The sequence below is a fragment of the Pseudomonas sp. PvP001 genome (assembly GCF_040546375.1).
GTDB lineage: Bacteria > Pseudomonadota > Gammaproteobacteria > Pseudomonadales > Pseudomonadaceae > Aquipseudomonas > Aquipseudomonas coleopterorum.
The window spans coordinates 2,189,894-2,203,992 of sequence record NZ_JBEPNQ010000001.1 but is presented as its reverse complement, the minus strand read 5'-3'; the positions used below and the strand labels follow the sequence as shown (position 1 = coordinate 2,203,992).

Here is a 14,099-nt window from a genome sequence, read left to right as displayed (position 1 = left end):
AGTTGTTCATTGGCCTAGCTGCTCGGCCAGTTCGGCCGAGCGCCGGGCGGCGGCTTTCAGGGCGTTCTGCACCAGGGTTTCAAAACCCTCGGACTGGAATGACTGAATGGCCGCCTCAGTGGTGCCGGCGGGTGAAGTGACGCGACGGCGCAGCTCGGCGGCGTCGACATCGCTGGCAACCGCCATGTGTGCGGCGCCCAGCGCGGTCTGCAAGGTCAGCCGGGCTGCCGTCTCGTGGGGCAGGCCGAGTTTTTCCCCGGCGGCGGTCATGGCCTCGATCAGCAGGAAGAAGTACGCCGGGCCGCTGCCGGACACGGCGGTGACGGCATCCAACTGCTGTTCTTCGTCCAGCCACAAGGCCAGGCCGACGGCGCCCAGCAGGTCTTCGGCCTGTTGGCGTTGTTCGGCGTTGACGTCGGCGGTGGCGTACAGGCCGCTGGTGCCCTGGCGCAGCAGTGAGGGTGTATTGGGCATGCAGCGCACGATCGGCTGTTGCTCGCCGAGCCAGCGTTGCAGGCTGGCGCAGTTGATGCCAGCGGCAATCGAGACCACCAGTTGACCGGGTGCGAGGCTGGGCGCCAGTGCCTGGCAGACCTCTTTCATGCCCTGCGGCTTGACCGCCAGCACCACGACGTCGACCCCTTCGATCGCCTGGGCGTTGTCGGCGAACACGTCGATGCCGTGTTCGGCCGCGACCTTGTCACGCTGCTCGGCGCCGCGATCGCTGGCGCGGATGTGGCTGGCTTCGACACCCTGCGCACGCAGGCCGCCGATCAGGCTGGCGGCCATGTTGCCGGCGCCGATGAAGGCAATACGAGTCTTGCTCATGAAGGATCCTTGGTGAAAGGTGAAGGGGCCACGCCCGTGTCCGCTGGTGGAGTGTGCTGGCCGTAGTCGCGGGCGCCGAACAATGCCGTGCCGATACGCACCCAGGTGGCGCCCTGGGCGATGGCAGCCTCCAGGTCGTGGCTCATGCCCATGGATAACGTATCCAGCGGCAATTGCAGGTCGTGTTGCAGCGTGCGAACGCGGGCAAAGGCGGCGTCCTGCGCAACAGGGTCGTCGGTGGGTTCCGGAATCGCCATCAGGCCACGCAGGTGCAGGTTCGGCAGCGCCGCAATGGCCGTGGCCAAGGCGCGCACATCGTCCGGCGCGCAACCGGACTTGCTGGCCTCGCCGCTGACGTTGACCTGAATGCAGACATTGAGCGGCGCCAGGGTGCTCGGGCGCTGCTCGCTGAGCCGTTGAGCGATCTTGAGGCGGTCCACGGAATGTACCCAGGCGAAGTGTTCGGCGATGGCACGCGTCTTGTTCGACTGAATGGGGCCGATGAAATGCCAGATCAAGGGCAGGTCGACAAGTTCTTCCTGTTTGCTCAGCGCTTCCTGCAGGTAGTTTTCGCCGAAATCGCGGACACCTGCAGCGAATGCCTCGCGGATGGCCGTGGCTGGCTTGGTCTTGCTGACCGCGAGCAGGCCGACTTGGCTCGGCTCCCGCTGTGCCTGCCGGGCAGCGGCTGCAATTCGGGCACTCACTTGCGAAATGTTGTCTGCTATCGTGGACATTGAATTCGTGCCGGCGGGTTTCAGGTCTGCGGCATTCTACCTGCTTGTCTGTATTTGGGGAGTCTCATGGACATTACCGAGCTGTTGGCCTTCAGTGCGAAACAAGGCGCATCCGATCTGCACCTGTCCGCAGGCCTGCCGCCGATGATTCGGGTGGATGGCGACGTGCGCCGCATCAACTTGCCGGCGCTGGACGACAAACAGGTCCAGGCGCTGATCTACGACATCATGAACGACAAGCAGCGCAAGGACTTCGAGGAGTTCCTGGAGACGGACTTCTCCTTCGAGGTGCCGGGTGTGGCGCGCTTTCGGGTCAACGCGTTCAACCAGAACCGCGGCGCCGGTGCGGTGTTCCGGACCATCCCGTCCAAGGTGCTGAGCATGGACGACCTGGGCATGGGAGATGTGTTTCGCAAGATTACCGAAGTGCCGCGCGGGCTGGTGCTGGTCACCGGGCCGACCGGTTCGGGCAAGTCGACCACCCTGGCCGCCATGATCGACTACCTCAACAGCAACAAGCACCACCATATCCTGACCGTTGAGGATCCGATCGAATTCGTCCATGAGTCGAAGAAGTGCCTGGTCAACCAGCGTGAGGTGCATCGCGACACCCTGGGCTTCTCCCACGCCTTGCGCTCGGCGCTGCGCGAAGACCCGGACGTGATCCTGGTGGGCGAGATGCGCGATCTGGAAACCATCCGTCTGGCACTGACCGCAGCCGAGACCGGGCACCTGGTGTTCGGCACGCTGCACACCACGTCGGCGGCGAAGACCATCGACCGGGTGGTCGACGTGTTCCCGGCCGAAGAGAAGTCGATGGTGCGTTCGATGCTGTCCGAATCGCTGCAGGCGGTGATTTCCCAGACCCTGCTGAAGAAGATCGGCGGCGGGCGGGTGGCGGCGCACGAGATCATGATCGGCACGCCGGCGATCCGTAACCTCATCCGCGAAGACAAGGTCGCGCAGATGTATTCATCGATTCAGACGGGCGGGTCGCTGGGCATGCAGACGTTGGACATGTGCCTGAAGAACCTGCTGGCCCAAGGTGTTATCAGCCGCGACTCGGCCCGGGAAAAGGCCAAGTCGCCGGACAACTTCTGATCTGCATCAATCCGGCTGGACGGCGGTGTTCCTTTCGCGGCCACAGACCGCTCCTACGGGGTGCCTCAGCATCCCGGTGGAACGGTCAGCGGCCGCGAAGGGCGCGCCGCAGTCGATGGGGATCAGCGTTGCACGATGCGCATCGCAGGTTCCTTGGGCAGGACGCGCTTGGCGACGGCGTAGTGGGTGTTCCAGTACGGCTTCTTCAAGGTGTCGATGGTCACGGCCTTGCCGCGGCGCGGGGCGTGGATGAAGCGGTCGTTGCCCAGGTAGATGGCAACGTGGTTGACCTTGCGGCTCTTGATGTTGAAGAACACCAGGTCACCCGGCTTCAGGTCCTTGCGCTCGACCTTGACGCCGTGGCCAGCGGCCATGGCGTTGGACGTGCGCGGCAAGTCGACGGCCTTCACATCGTTGAAGGCATACTTGACCAGACCGCTGCAGTCGAAACCCTTGCTCGGGCTGCTGCCGCCCCAGCGATAGGGCGTGCCGAGCACGTTGACGGCGCGGCTGAGCACATCGCTGCTCTGCCTGGAGGCAGAGGTGCCGACCTTGACGGTGGTGACCTTGGCCAGGGCCTGGTTGTTACCGGCGGGGCGGGTCACGACGATGCGTGGTGCACGTTGCGATTGTTCGGAAGCAGGCTTGGCGGTGTAGCCATTGAAGCCAGCGGGAAGTCGTTGCTCACGATTGGTGGCGTGGGCGGCCAGGGGCAATAATAGGCAGATGGTCAGCCATGTCTTGAAAAATGGACGCATTCGGCAGGGCTCATATGGGTAGGCGCGCGACTTTATAACAGCTTTTTGTAGGGTTTTTAATCCGATGGTCGAGGGTCGAAGGTCGCAAATGGCACCATTTCGGCGCAGAATTGTCCTTTGTGCGGCACGCAAGTCAGGTGCTGCAAGGGTTCAGCCGGTGTCGGTCACAGAAATGCCATACGTCGGGACGGGACAAAAAAGTCACAAATTTGTTTAGAAAATTTTTATATCAGAGGACTTGCATCGAGAATGAACACCTATCGGATCCATGATACCCACAGCAAGATCATGGGCTATCTGCTGTGGATTTTGGGCTTCACCGGCGCTCATCGCTTCTATTACGGCAAGCCGGTCACCGGGACGATCTGGTTCTTTACCCTGGGCCTGTTCGGTATCGGCTGGATCATCGACCTGTTCCTGATCCCGGCCATGGACCGGCAGGCCGACATGCGCTTTCACAGCGGCGATACCAACTACAACGTGGCGTGGGTGTTGCTGACGTTCCTCGGTTTGTTCGGTGTGCACCGCATGTACCAGGGCAAGTGGATCACTGGTGTGATCTACCTGCTGACCGGGGGATTGTTTCTGGTGGGGGTGCTGTATGACTTCTGGACCCTGAATGATCAGGTGTCGATGAAGAACGCGCAGCGTCGGTAGGGGATGGGTTTAGGCTTGCGGCCTCTTCGCGGGCAGAGGGCTCAGCCGCCCGCCCCGCTCCCACAAGGGACGCCGCCCGGCCCGCCTGTGGGAGCGGGGCGGGCGGCTGAGCCCTCTGCCCGCGAAGGGTTCGCTGCGGTATCAGTGACTGAAGCTGATATGCCCGTCTACCAGGGTGTAACGCACGGCACCCGGCAAGGTGTGACCGAGGAACGGGCAGTTGGCGCCCTTGGACAGCCAGCGCTCACCGGCCACCGTCGAGACGTTTTCATCGAACAGCACAAGATCCGCCGCCGCGCCCACTTGCAGGCGTCCAGCCGGTAGCCGCATGGCGTCGGCCGGGCCTTGACCCAGGCGCGCCAGCAGGGTCGGCAGGTCGAGCAGGCCGTCCTGTACCAAGGTCAGTGCCAAGGGCAACAACAGTTCCACACTGCTGATGCCTGGCTCGGTCGCACCGAATGGCGCCAGCTTGGCGTCGCGATCGTGCGGCTGGTGGTGGCTGGCAATCGCCTGCACCACGCCCTTCTTCACCGCCGCGCGCAGGCCTTCACGATCCGCTACGGAACGCAGTGGCGGTTGCACGTGGTACAGGCTGGAAAATCCGGTCAGCGCTTCGTCGGTCAGAATCAACTGGTACAGCGCCACGTCAGCCGTGACCGGCAGGCCGCGCGCCTGCGCCTGTTCGATCAGCTCCACACCACGGTCGGTGGTCAACTGGCTGAAGTGCGCACGCACGCCGCTCTGCTCGACCAGCAGCAGGTCGCGCGCCAAGGCGACGGTTTCCGCGGTGGCCGGAATGCCCGCCAGGCCCAGAAAGGCAGCGGTTGGCCCGTCGTGGGCGAGCCCGCCCGCAGACAGATCACGGTCCTGGGAATGGAAGATCACCGTCAGGTCGAACGTGGCGGCATATTCCAGCGCGCGGCACAGCGTGCGATTGTTGCGGAAGCTGTTCAGGCCGTTGCCAAAGGCGATGCAGCCGGCATCGCGCAGGGCGATCAGCTCGGCCAGCTGCTCCCCTTCCAGACCCTTGCTCAAGGCGCCGATCGGGAACACCTTGGCATGGCCGGCTTCGCGGGCGCGATCCAGGATCAGTTCGGCCACCGCCGAGGTATCCAGAATCGGTTTGGTCAGCGGCGGGCAGCACAGGCTGGTGACGCCACCGGCCGCGGCGGCACGGGTTTCGCTGGCGATGGTGCCCTTGCGGCTGTAGCCGGGCTCGCGCAGCGACACGCTGAGGTCGACCAGGCCGGGGGCCGCGACAAGGCCAGTGGCGTCCACGCGCTGGCTGGCGGTGAAATCGGCGGGTGCGTCGCCGATCGCCACGATCCGGCCCTGGCTGATGTGCAGGTCGCTGATCTGGTCCAGGCCGCTGGCCGGGTCGATCACCCGGGCGCCAAGAATACTGAGGCTCACTGGGCGTTCTCCTGCTCGAATTGACGCTGGGCTGTCTGCCCGCTCATGGCCATCGACAGCACCGCCATGCGGACCGCGATGCCGTAGGTGACCTGGTTGAGAATCACCGAATGGGGGCCGTCGGCGACGGCCGATTCGATCTCGACGCCGCGGTTGATCGGTCCGGGGTGCATGACGATGGCATCAGGCTTGGCGCCAGCCAGGCGTGCGGTGGTCAAGCCGTAGAGCCGATAGAACTCGCCTTCGCTGGGCAGCAGGCCGCCGCTCATGCGTTCACGCTGCAGGCGCAGCATGATCACCACGTCGACGTCCTTGAGGCCCTGTTCCAGGTCGGTGAACACCTTGACGCCATACTGCTCGACGCCCACGGGCAGCAGCGTCTTCGGCCCTATCACGCGGATGTCCCGGCAGCCCAGGGTCTTGAGTGCGATCATGTTCGAGCGGGCCACGCGCGAATGCAGGATGTCGCCAACGATCGCCACGGACAGGTTCTCGAAGCCGCCCTTGTGCCGACGAATCGTGAGCATGTCGAGCATGCCCTGTGTCGGGTGGGCGTGGCGGCCGTCGCCACCGTTGATGATGGCCACTTCCGGGCTGACGTGCTCGGCGATGAAATGCGCGGCTCCGGAGTCGGCGTGGCGCACGACGAACATGTCGGCGGCCATCGCTTCGAGGTTGCGCAGGGTGTCGAACAGGGTTTCACCCTTGCTGGTCGAAGATGTCGACACGTTCAGGGTGATCACGTCGGCCGACAGGCGCTGGGCGGCCAGTTCGAAGGTGGTGCGGGTGCGCGTGGAGTTCTCGAAGAACACGTTGCACACGGTCTTGCCGCGCAGCAGCGGGACTTTCTTGACCGCACGCGCGCCGACTTCCAGAAACGAGTCGGCCGTGTCGAGCACTTCGGTCAGCAGTTCGCGGGACAAGCCGTCGAGGGAAAGAAAATGGCGTAGCTGGCCCTGGTCATTGAGCTGCAGCGGGCGCTTGGCGTCGATAGGCGTCATGGCGGGGGCTCTTAAAGGCTGGAGGCGGAAGCGAGGTCCTGGCGCTCGAGGGCGAGCGGGGACGGGCCGAGCAATTTTACTCGCTCATGGGCGGCCAGTGACAGGGTGGCGCCAACGATGTCGGGACGAATCGGCAGTTCGCCAGCGTCCAGGTCGAGCAGGCAGACCAGGGTCACGCTGGCGGGGCGGCCGTAGTCGAACAGCTCGTTGAGGGCTGCGCGGACGGTGCGGCCGCTCATCAGCACGTCATCGATCAGCACCAGATGCTGGCCCTCGATCTCGAAGGGCAGGGCCGAGGGGCGCACTTGCGGGTGCAGACCGTTCTGGCTGAAGTCGTCGCGGTAGAACGACACGTCCAGGGTGCCCAGCGGTGCTTCGCTATCCATGGCCTGCAGCAACGCTTGAGCGACCCAGACACCGCCGCTGTGAATGCCGATGTAGCGCGGCTCGGCAATGGAGCGCCTGGCCAGATGGGCCTTGAGGTCGACAGCCATCGCGCCGATCAGCTCGGCCGGGTTGGGAAGGCTCATGTGTGCTCCTGTGATTGATAGCGTCCAAAGAGAGTGGTGCAACGTGGCGCGGCTTGCACCGCACCTGTAGCAGCGGCGCAAGCCGCGTCGGCGGTCGTGCGGTGTATCTGGAAAAATGCGTCGAGGCCGGACGCGGCTTGCACCGCACCTGTAGCAGCGGCGCAAGCCGCGTCGGCGGTCGTGCGGTGTATCTGGAAGAATGCGTCGAGGCCGGACGCGGCTTGCACCGCACCTGTAGCAGCGGCGCGAGCCGCGTCGGCGGTCGCGCGTTGTATCTGGAAAAATGCGTCGGGGCCGGACGCGGCTTGCACCGCTGCTACAGGGGGGCGGGGTGCAGCTGCTGTCATCTTCAGGCGTCGCCACCCAGCGCATTAGCCTCCAGCCAGCCTTGCAACAGCAGCTTGGCGGCGATGGCATCGACCGGGTTGTCACGGTAGCTGCCACGCTGGCCACCGCGGGCCATGCGTTCGCCCTTGGCTTCGAAGGTGGTCAGGCGTTCGTCGTGGGTGTGCACCGGGATGTTGAAACGGCCGTTCAGGCGGCGAGCGAACTTTTCCGCGCGCTCGCTCATTTCGCTGGGGCTGCCGTCCATGTTCAACGGCAGGCCGACGACGATGGCGTCCGGCTGCCACTCCTTGATCAGCGCTTCGACACGAGTCCAGTCAGGCACCCCGTTCTGGGCCTTCAGGGTGCACAGTTCGCGCGCCTGGCCGGTGATCACCTGGCCCACCGCGAAGCCGATCTGCTTGGTGCCGTAGTCGACGCCGAGCAGCAGTCTGGGGGCGGCCATCAGGCGTGACCCGCCTGGCTGGTGAGCAGGCTGAGATTGATGCCCAGGCGTGCGGCGGCGGCGCCAAGGCGCTGTTCGCTGTCGGTGTTAAAGAGGATGTCGGGGTCGAACGGGCAGGTCAGCCAGGCGTTGTCGGCCAGCTCGGCCTCCAACTGGCCGGCTTCCCAGCCCGCGTAACCCAGGGTGATCAGGCTTTGCGCCGGGCCTTCGCCGTCGGCGATGGCGAACAGGATGTCCTGGGAGGTGGACAGCGAAACCTCGCCCAGGTCCACCGTGGCCTGGAACACCGGGCCGCTGGGGTGCAGGACGAAACCGCGATCGGTCTGCACCGGTCCGCCATTGTAGATAGGCACCTGTTGGCAGGAGGCTGCGGGTTCGGTTTCCGGTCGCAGTTGCTCGAGTATGTCCGCCAGGTTGAGGTCCTGCAGGCGATTCACCACCAGGCCCATCGCGCCATTGGGTGTGTGCTCGACGATGTAGGTCAAGGTATGGGCGAAATTGGGGTCCGCCATGTGTGGCATGGCGATCAGGAACTGGTTCCTGAGGTAGCTGGTTTCGAGGTTTTTCATACTTTGTAGTGTGGCGTTGCCTCGTCGGCCTGACAAGCGTGGGGGCACAGTTTCATCCGCTTCAGTTGCTTTGCAGGCGGTCACCCTTGGCGAAGCGCCAGGTACGGATGATTTCCAGGCGATCGACGTCGGCCAGATCGCCGGTAAACGGGGCGAACGGCGCGGCCAGGCGTACGATGCGCTGAGCGGCCTGGTCGAGCAGCGGCTGGCCGGACGACTCCAGCACCAGCACCTCGTAGAGCGACCCGTCGCTGTTGATCGAGACCATCAGGCGCAGGCTGCCGTAGATCTGCTGGCGCCGTGCTTCGTCGGGGTAATTGAGGTTGCCGATGCGTTCAACCTTCTTGCGCCAGTCGTCCTTGTACCAGGCACCCTTGTCGCGCATGGTCGAGGCCGCGCTCAAGCGGTGGATGCGCGGGCGCTTGGCATAGGCCTGCTGTTCGTGGGACAGCTCGGCTTCCAGGCTGGCGATCTCGCTGGACAGCTGCGAGCTGTCGAATTCGGGGGTGGCAGCCTTGGGCTTGGGCTCGGGCTTGACCGGCGGCGGTCGCGCCTCGGTCTTCACGGGTTTGGGCGCCGTGGTGGCGATGGCCTTCTTGACCGGCGCAGGCTCGGGCTGGGTGACCGGCTTGGGCGCGGGCGGTGGCGTCACCTTGTTGATCTTGTCGTCCTGGAAGGGCGCCACTTCGGTGGTCTTGGGCACCGCCTTCTTGTCCAGGGTGCCGCTGCCCTGCTGGTTGTCCTGGGCCAGAAAGTCCGCATCCTTGGGCGCGGTCTGGCTCTTGAGCGGCGCCAGGGTCACTTCCAGCGTCTTGCTGATCTGGGTCGGTGGCTGGATGCCGAAGCCCACCCCGGCGATCAGGGCGACGTGCAGCAATGCCGCAAGGAACAGGGTAAAACCCAGCCGATCCGCAGGGCGAGCGCCGATGCGGGTCAGTTCAGCAGGGAGGTCGGCGGGCAGCGTCATGAAGAATCCGGCAGGCATGCAACCCGGGCGACGATGCGCGCCCGGCAACTGAAAGGGCGTGCATCATAACCCGTAGCAGGGACGTAGGGTCAGCGTGCCTTGAGCTTGCGATCGATGGCTTCCATCAATTGGCCACCGATATCGGTGCCGAACGCCGCGTCGATTTCGCGAATGCAGGTGGGGCTGGTGACGTTGATTTCGGTCAGGTGCTCACCGATCACGTCCAGGCCGACGAACAGCAGGCCCCTGGCGCGCAGTGACGGGCCGACCTGCTCGGCGATCCAGCGGTCCTTGTCGCTCAACGGCCGTGCTTCGCCACGGCCACCGGCGGCCAGGTTGCCGCGGGTCTCGCCGCTGGCGGGAATGCGCGCCAGGCAGTACGGCACCGGCTCGCCGTCGATCATCAGGATGCGCTTGTCGCCGTCCTTGATCGCCGGCAGGTAGCGCTGCGCCATGATCTGTTGGGTGCCCATGGCCGTCAGGGTTTCGAGGATCACCGACAGGTTCGGGTCGCCCACCCGATGGCGGAAGATCGAGGTGCCGCCCATGCCGTCCAGCGGCTTGAGGATGACGTCGCCATGCTCGGCAGCGAATTCGCGCAGGATGTCGGCGCGGCGGCTGACCAGCGTGGGCGGGGTCAGTTGCGGGAACAGCGTGGCGAACATCTTCTCGTTGCAGTCGCGCAGGCTCTGCGGCTTGTTCACCACCAGCACGCCAGCGGCTTCGGCCTGTTCGAGCAGGTAGGTGCTATAGACGAATTCGAGATCGAAAGGTGGGTCCTTGCGCATCAGGATGACGTCGAGATCGGCCAGCGGTGCGTCGAATTCCGACTCGAACTCGAACCAGTGCTGCGGATCGGCGAAGACCTTGAGCGGACGCATCCGGGCGCGGGCCTGGCCCTGGCCTTGATACAGGTCCTGGATTTCCATGTGGAACAGCGACCAGCCGCGCGCCTGTGCGGCCAGCAGCATGGCCAGCGAGCTGTCCTTCTTGTAGGAGATGTTGGCGATCGGGTCCATGACAATGCCGAGGCGAACGCTCATGGGGTAGCTCCTGTGCGCGGGACGTGCCGCTTGCGAATGGGTCTTGGAAAGTGGCGTCAGGGTGGCGCCGCATGGCCCGCAGGTCAAGGGGCAGCCGCCATGGAACGCGGTGGGAGAGTGTGCTAAAAAGGCTCGGGCATCTCTATTGGCCGGATGGCCCTTTCGCGAGTCGTCTGCCCGCGAACGGGCCCATCGGAAAAATCGCACACCAGAGCCTTCATGAAAACGCCTGACGCCTTCAAGATCATGGTGATCGACGACTCCAAGACGATTCGTCGCACCGCCGAGCTGTTGCTCGAACAGGCAGGCTGCCAGGTGATCACGGCCCTCGATGGTTTCGATGCCCTGGCCAAGATCGTCGACGAGCGTCCCGATATCATCTTCATCGATGTCATGATGCCGCGCCTGGATGGCTACCAGACCTGCACGCTGCTCAAGAGCAACAGTGACTTCAGTGCGATTCCGGTCGTGATGCTGTCGTCGCGTGATGGCCTGTTCGACAAGGCCTGCGGCCGCACCGCGGGCTCGGATCAATTTCTGACCAAGCCTTTCAGCAAGCAAGAACTGCTCGCCGCGATCCGTGCCCATGTGCCGGGTTTCGCCGCGTAGCGAACGATGTCCGGCCCTGGCGCGTGCCAGGGTCTTCACCGCATGGGGAACAGCATGGCTCGAATCCTGATCGTCGATGATTCGCAGACGGAAACCTATAAACTCACCGGCATGCTGGAAAAGCACGGTCATGAAGTGCTCAAGGCCCAGAACGGTGCCGATGGCGTGGCTCTGGCCCGGCAGGAAAAGCCCGACGCGGTCCTGATGGACATCGTCATGCCGGGCTTGAACGGCTTTCAGGCGACTCGCCAGTTGCACAAGGAGGATGAGACTGCGCACATCCCGGTGATCATGATCACCACCAAGGATCAGCCAACCGACAAGGTCTGGGGCACCCGTCAGGGCGCCAAGGGCTACCTGACCAAGCCGGTGGATGAGGAAACCCTGATCCGGACGTTGAACACCGTACTGGCCGGTTGACCCGAACCGATGCTGGAATCACGCACCGCTTTCGACCTGCTGCTCGATATCGACCAGCGCTGCCGTCTGCTGGCCGCCGAATTGCCTTCTCAGGAACTGCGTCTGCAGACGTGGAGCGGCATTGGCTTTCGCCTGGCCGGGCACTGGTACGTCGCGCCGATGGGCGAGGTCGCCGAAGTGCTGCCCGAACCCCGCAGTACCCGCCTACCGGGCGTCAGGCCTTGGGTCGTGGGTGTGTCGAACCTGCGCGGACGGCTGTTGCCGGTCATCGACCTGGGCGGCTTCTTCGGCCATGCCCTGTCGCCGCAGCGCAAGCAGCACCGGGTATTGGTGGTGGACCGCGCGGACATCTTCGTTGGCCTGCTGGTGGACGAGGTGGCCGGCCTGCAGCACTTCGGTTCGGCCAGCCACGAGCCTTCAGTGCCTGACACGGCACTCCCTGCGGCCGTGCCGTTCCTGCAAGGGCACTTCGTGCGTGAACACCGCTGGTGCGTGTTCAGCCCGGAGCGCCTGGTACAGGCCCGCGCTTTTCTGGATGTAGCACTCTGAGCATGCCTATGCGTATCTCCATCTTTCGCACCGAATTCTTCATGCGCAGGCCCGCGCGATGATCAAGCGCTGGCCAGGCAATTCCCTGCTGGGCTCCCGAGCCGGTGCGCAGATCATCGGGCTGTTCGTGGCCCTGGTGATCTTCATCGTGTTGTTGTTCGCCAACTTCACCTACCTCAACACCCAGTCCACCTACGACAAGCAGTACATCGGCCATGCTGGCGAGTTGCGCGTGTTGTCTCAGCGCATCGCCAAGAACGCCACCGAGGCCGCCGCCGGCAAGACCGCAGCGTTCAAGCTGCTGGCGGATGCGCGCAACGATTTCGAGCGGCGCTGGGGCTTTCTCAAGGAAGGCGACAGCGCTACCGGGCTGCCTGCAGCTCCTGCGGCGATGCGTGAACAGATGCGCCTCGTGCAGCGTGACTGGGACGAGTTGCGACAGAATGCCGATGCCATCCTGGCCAGCGAACAGACCGTGTTGTCGCTGCACCAGGTGGCCGCGACCCTGGCCGAAACGGTGCCGCAGCTGCAGGTCGAATACGACAAGGTCGTCGATACCCTGCTGCGCGGGGCAGCGCCTGCCAGCCAGGTGGCCGTGGCGCAACGTCAGTCACTGCTGGCCGAGCGCATTCTGGGCGCCGTCAACACGGTGCTGTCCGGCGATGAAAGCGCGGCCCAGGCAGCGGAGAGCTTTGGTCGCGACGCCAACCGCTTCGGTCAGGTGCTGGGCGGCATGCTCGACGGCAATGCGCTGATCCGGGTGACCCAGGTGCAGGACCCGGAAGCCCGTGCCCGTTTGCGCGAGATCGCCGAGCTGTTCCAGTTCGTCTCGGGTAGCGTCGACGAGATCCTGGAAACCTCGCCCGAACTGTTTCAGGTGCGGGCTTCGGCCAGCAACATCTTCAACCAGTCGCAGACCCTGCTCGAAGAAGCCTCGCGCCTGGCCAGCGGCTTCGAGAACCTGGCCAACGGCCGTTCTGCCGGCACGGTCGGAGGCTATATCCTCGGCCTGTTGGCGCTGGCTTCGATCATTCTGATCGCGCTGGTGATGGTGCGTGAAACCAAGCGTCAACTGCGTCAAACGGCCGAGAAAAGCGAGCGCAACCAGGCCGCGATCATGCGCCTGCTCGACGAGATCGGCGGGTTGGCCGATGGCGACCTGACCGTGACCGCCTCGGTGACCGAAGAATTCACCGGTGCCATTGCCGACTCGATCAATCACTCCATCGACCAGTTGCGCGATCTGGTCGCCACCATCAACCTGACCGCCGAAGAAGTGGCGACCGCCGTCCAGGACACCCAGGCCACCGCTCACCAGCTGGCACGGGCGTCGGGGCATCAGGCGCAGCAGATCAGCGACGCGTCGGTGGCGATCAGCGACATGGCCCAGTCGATCGACCGGGTGTCGACCAACGCCTGGGAATCGGCCAAGGTCGCCGATCGTTCGGTGACCATCGCCAACAAGGGCAGCGAGGTGGTGAACAACACCATCCAGGGCATGGACAACATCCGCGAGCAGATCCAGGACACCGCCAAGCGCATCAAGCGGCTGGGTGAGTCGTCCCAGGAAATCGGCCATATCGTCAGTCTGATCGACGACATTGCCGACCAGACCAGCATTCTCGCCCTGAACGCGGCGATCCAGGCCTCCATGGCGGGCGAGGCCGGTCGTGGTTTTGCCGTGGTGGCGGATGAAGTGCAGCGCCTGGCCGAGCGCTCGTCCTCTGCGACCCGGCAGATCGAGACGCTGGTGCGGGCGATCCAGGCCGACACCAATGAGGCGGTCACTTCCATGGAGCAGACCACCTTCGAAGTGGTGCGCGGTGCACGCCTGGCCCACGATGCCGGCATTGCCCTGGAAGAGATCGAAGGCGTATCCCAGGATCTGGCCGAGCTGATTCAGATCATTTCCAGCGCGGCCCAGCAGCAGACCAGCTCGGCAGGGCAGATCTCGCACACCATGTCGGTGATCCAGCAGATCACCGAGCAGACGTCCTCAGGCTCCAGTGCCACGGCTGAAAGCATCGGCAACCTGGCGCAGATGGCCAGCGAGATGCGCCGTTCTGTGTCTGGCTTCACCCTGCCTGCGCCCAGCCCCGATGCGAACCCGGAGTGATCATGGCTGAA

16 protein-coding genes are annotated in these 14,099 nt (G+C 64.5%); 6 read left to right on the top strand and 10 right to left on the bottom strand.

All coding sequences use genetic code 11. The features are described 5' to 3' along the window. Nucleotides 1-6: 6 nt before the first annotated feature. Nucleotides 7-828, bottom strand: coding sequence for a pyrroline-5-carboxylate reductase (gene proC, locus ABMD26_RS10045; protein WP_354309314.1), 822 nt, complete (start codon nt 826-828; stop codon nt 7-9). Continuing rightward, a complete protein-coding gene (locus ABMD26_RS10040; RefSeq protein WP_354309312.1) occupies nt 825-1,565 on the bottom strand; it encodes a YggS family pyridoxal phosphate-dependent enzyme in 741 nt (246 codons plus the stop codon). Before ABMD26_RS10040 ends, proC begins: the two co-directional genes overlap by 4 nt. A gap of 66 nt (nt 1,566-1,631) precedes the next feature. On the opposite strand from ABMD26_RS10040, the gene ABMD26_RS10035 reads away from it, so the two are divergent. Then, entirely contained in the window at nt 1,632-2,666 is a 1,035-nt protein-coding gene (locus tag ABMD26_RS10035) for a type IV pilus twitching motility protein PilT (protein WP_043191513.1), read from the top strand. Between the two features lie 122 nt (nt 2,667-2,788). On the opposite strand, the gene ABMD26_RS10030 is transcribed toward ABMD26_RS10035, so the two are convergent. Further along, nucleotides 2,789-3,424 (bottom strand): C40 family peptidase, encoded by a 636-nt coding sequence (locus ABMD26_RS10030; RefSeq protein ID WP_192068219.1) that lies wholly within the window; start codon nt 3,422-3,424, stop codon nt 2,789-2,791. Nucleotides 3,425-3,673: 249 nt separating this feature from the next. Here ABMD26_RS10030 and ABMD26_RS10025 point away from each other — a divergent pair, with 249 nt between their 5' ends. Continuing rightward, nucleotides 3,674-4,081, top strand: a complete 408-nt coding sequence (locus tag ABMD26_RS10025; protein WP_049861697.1) for an NINE protein — start codon at nt 3,674-3,676, stop codon at nt 4,079-4,081. A 141-nt stretch (nt 4,082-4,222) separates the two neighbouring features. On the opposite strand, the gene ABMD26_RS10020 is transcribed toward ABMD26_RS10025, so the two are convergent. The 7 genes from ABMD26_RS10020 to gshB form a co-directional block, all read right to left on the bottom strand. Beyond that, on the bottom strand, nt 4,223-5,494 hold the full coding sequence (locus ABMD26_RS10020) for a dihydroorotase (protein ID WP_354309309.1): 1,272 nt from the start codon (nt 5,492-5,494) through the stop codon (nt 4,223-4,225). Beyond that, nucleotides 5,491-6,495, bottom strand: coding sequence for an aspartate carbamoyltransferase catalytic subunit (locus ABMD26_RS10015; RefSeq protein ID WP_049861699.1), 1,005 nt, complete (start codon nt 6,493-6,495; stop codon nt 5,491-5,493). The genes ABMD26_RS10020 and ABMD26_RS10015 overlap by 4 nt, the downstream gene beginning before the upstream one ends. 11 nt (nt 6,496-6,506) lie before the next feature. Then, nucleotides 6,507-7,025, bottom strand: a complete 519-nt coding sequence (gene pyrR / locus ABMD26_RS10010; protein ID WP_049861700.1) for a bifunctional pyr operon transcriptional regulator/uracil phosphoribosyltransferase PyrR — start codon at nt 7,023-7,025, stop codon at nt 6,507-6,509. 349 nt (nt 7,026-7,374) lie between these two features. After that, a complete protein-coding gene (ruvX, locus tag ABMD26_RS10005) occupies nt 7,375-7,815 on the bottom strand; it encodes a Holliday junction resolvase RuvX (RefSeq protein WP_090355605.1) in 441 nt (146 codons plus the stop codon). Then, nucleotides 7,815-8,384 (bottom strand): YqgE/AlgH family protein, encoded by a 570-nt coding sequence (locus ABMD26_RS10000; RefSeq protein ID WP_049861703.1) that lies wholly within the window; start codon nt 8,382-8,384, stop codon nt 7,815-7,817. The genes ruvX and ABMD26_RS10000 overlap by 1 nt, the downstream gene beginning before the upstream one ends. A gap of 61 nt (nt 8,385-8,445) precedes the next feature. Continuing rightward, nucleotides 8,446-9,351, bottom strand: coding sequence for an energy transducer TonB (locus ABMD26_RS09995; RefSeq protein ID WP_049861704.1), 906 nt, complete (start codon nt 9,349-9,351; stop codon nt 8,446-8,448). Nucleotides 9,352-9,440: 89 nt separating this feature from the next. Beyond that, nucleotides 9,441-10,394 carry a glutathione synthase gene (gshB, locus tag ABMD26_RS09990; RefSeq protein WP_049861705.1) on the bottom strand — a complete coding sequence of 318 codons (954 nt, stop codon included), beginning with the start codon at nt 10,392-10,394 and terminating at the stop codon, nt 9,441-9,443. 219 nt (nt 10,395-10,613) lie between these two features. On the opposite strand from gshB, the gene ABMD26_RS09985 reads away from it, so the two are divergent. From ABMD26_RS09985 to ABMD26_RS09970, 4 genes are read left to right on the top strand one after another with little or no spacing between them, the layout of a single operon-like run. Continuing rightward, entirely contained in the window at nt 10,614-11,003 is a 390-nt protein-coding gene (locus tag ABMD26_RS09985) for a response regulator transcription factor (RefSeq protein ID WP_049861706.1), read from the top strand. A gap of 54 nt (nt 11,004-11,057) precedes the next feature. After that, nucleotides 11,058-11,423: a twitching motility response regulator PilH gene (gene pilH, locus ABMD26_RS09980; protein ID WP_122744087.1), complete on the top strand. Its 366-nt coding sequence runs from the start codon at nt 11,058-11,060 to the stop codon at nt 11,421-11,423. Nucleotides 11,424-11,432: 9 nt separating this feature from the next. Then, entirely contained in the window at nt 11,433-11,972 is a 540-nt protein-coding gene (locus ABMD26_RS09975) for a chemotaxis protein CheW (protein ID WP_192068216.1), read from the top strand. 58 nt (nt 11,973-12,030) lie between these two features. Further along, nucleotides 12,031-14,088, top strand: a complete 2,058-nt coding sequence (locus ABMD26_RS09970) for a methyl-accepting chemotaxis protein (protein ID WP_049861708.1) — start codon at nt 12,031-12,033, stop codon at nt 14,086-14,088. Nucleotides 14,089-14,099: the final 11 nt, after the last annotated feature.

Coding starts and splice junctions, on each gene's coding strand:
- proC (WP_354309314.1), bottom strand. CDS start 828: ATGAGCAAGACTCGTATTGCCTTCATCGGCGCCGGCAACATGGCCGCC.
- ABMD26_RS10040 (WP_354309312.1), bottom strand. CDS start 1,565: ATGTCCACGATAGCAGACAACATTTCGCAAGTGAGTGCCCGAATTGCA.
- ABMD26_RS10035 (WP_043191513.1), top strand. CDS start 1,632: ATGGACATTACCGAGCTGTTGGCCTTCAGTGCGAAACAAGGCGCATCC.
- ABMD26_RS10030 (WP_192068219.1), bottom strand. CDS start 3,424: ATGCGTCCATTTTTCAAGACATGGCTGACCATCTGCCTATTATTGCCC.
- ABMD26_RS10025 (WP_049861697.1), top strand. CDS start 3,674: ATGAACACCTATCGGATCCATGATACCCACAGCAAGATCATGGGCTAT.
- ABMD26_RS10015 (WP_049861699.1), bottom strand. CDS start 6,495: ATGACGCCTATCGACGCCAAGCGCCCGCTGCAGCTCAATGACCAGGGC.
- pyrR (WP_049861700.1), bottom strand. CDS start 7,025: ATGAGCCTTCCCAACCCGGCCGAGCTGATCGGCGCGATGGCTGTCGAC.
- ruvX (WP_090355605.1), bottom strand. CDS start 7,815: ATGGCCGCCCCCAGACTGCTGCTCGGCGTCGACTACGGCACCAAGCAG.
- ABMD26_RS10000 (WP_049861703.1), bottom strand. CDS start 8,384: ATGAAAAACCTCGAAACCAGCTACCTCAGGAACCAGTTCCTGATCGCC.
- ABMD26_RS09995 (WP_049861704.1), bottom strand. CDS start 9,351: ATGACGCTGCCCGCCGACCTCCCTGCTGAACTGACCCGCATCGGCGCT.
- gshB (WP_049861705.1), bottom strand. CDS start 10,394: ATGAGCGTTCGCCTCGGCATTGTCATGGACCCGATCGCCAACATCTCC.
- ABMD26_RS09985 (WP_049861706.1), top strand. CDS start 10,614: ATGAAAACGCCTGACGCCTTCAAGATCATGGTGATCGACGACTCCAAG.
- pilH (WP_122744087.1), top strand. CDS start 11,058: ATGGCTCGAATCCTGATCGTCGATGATTCGCAGACGGAAACCTATAAA.
- ABMD26_RS09975 (WP_192068216.1), top strand. CDS start 11,433: ATGCTGGAATCACGCACCGCTTTCGACCTGCTGCTCGATATCGACCAG.
- ABMD26_RS09970 (WP_049861708.1), top strand. CDS start 12,031: ATGATCAAGCGCTGGCCAGGCAATTCCCTGCTGGGCTCCCGAGCCGGT.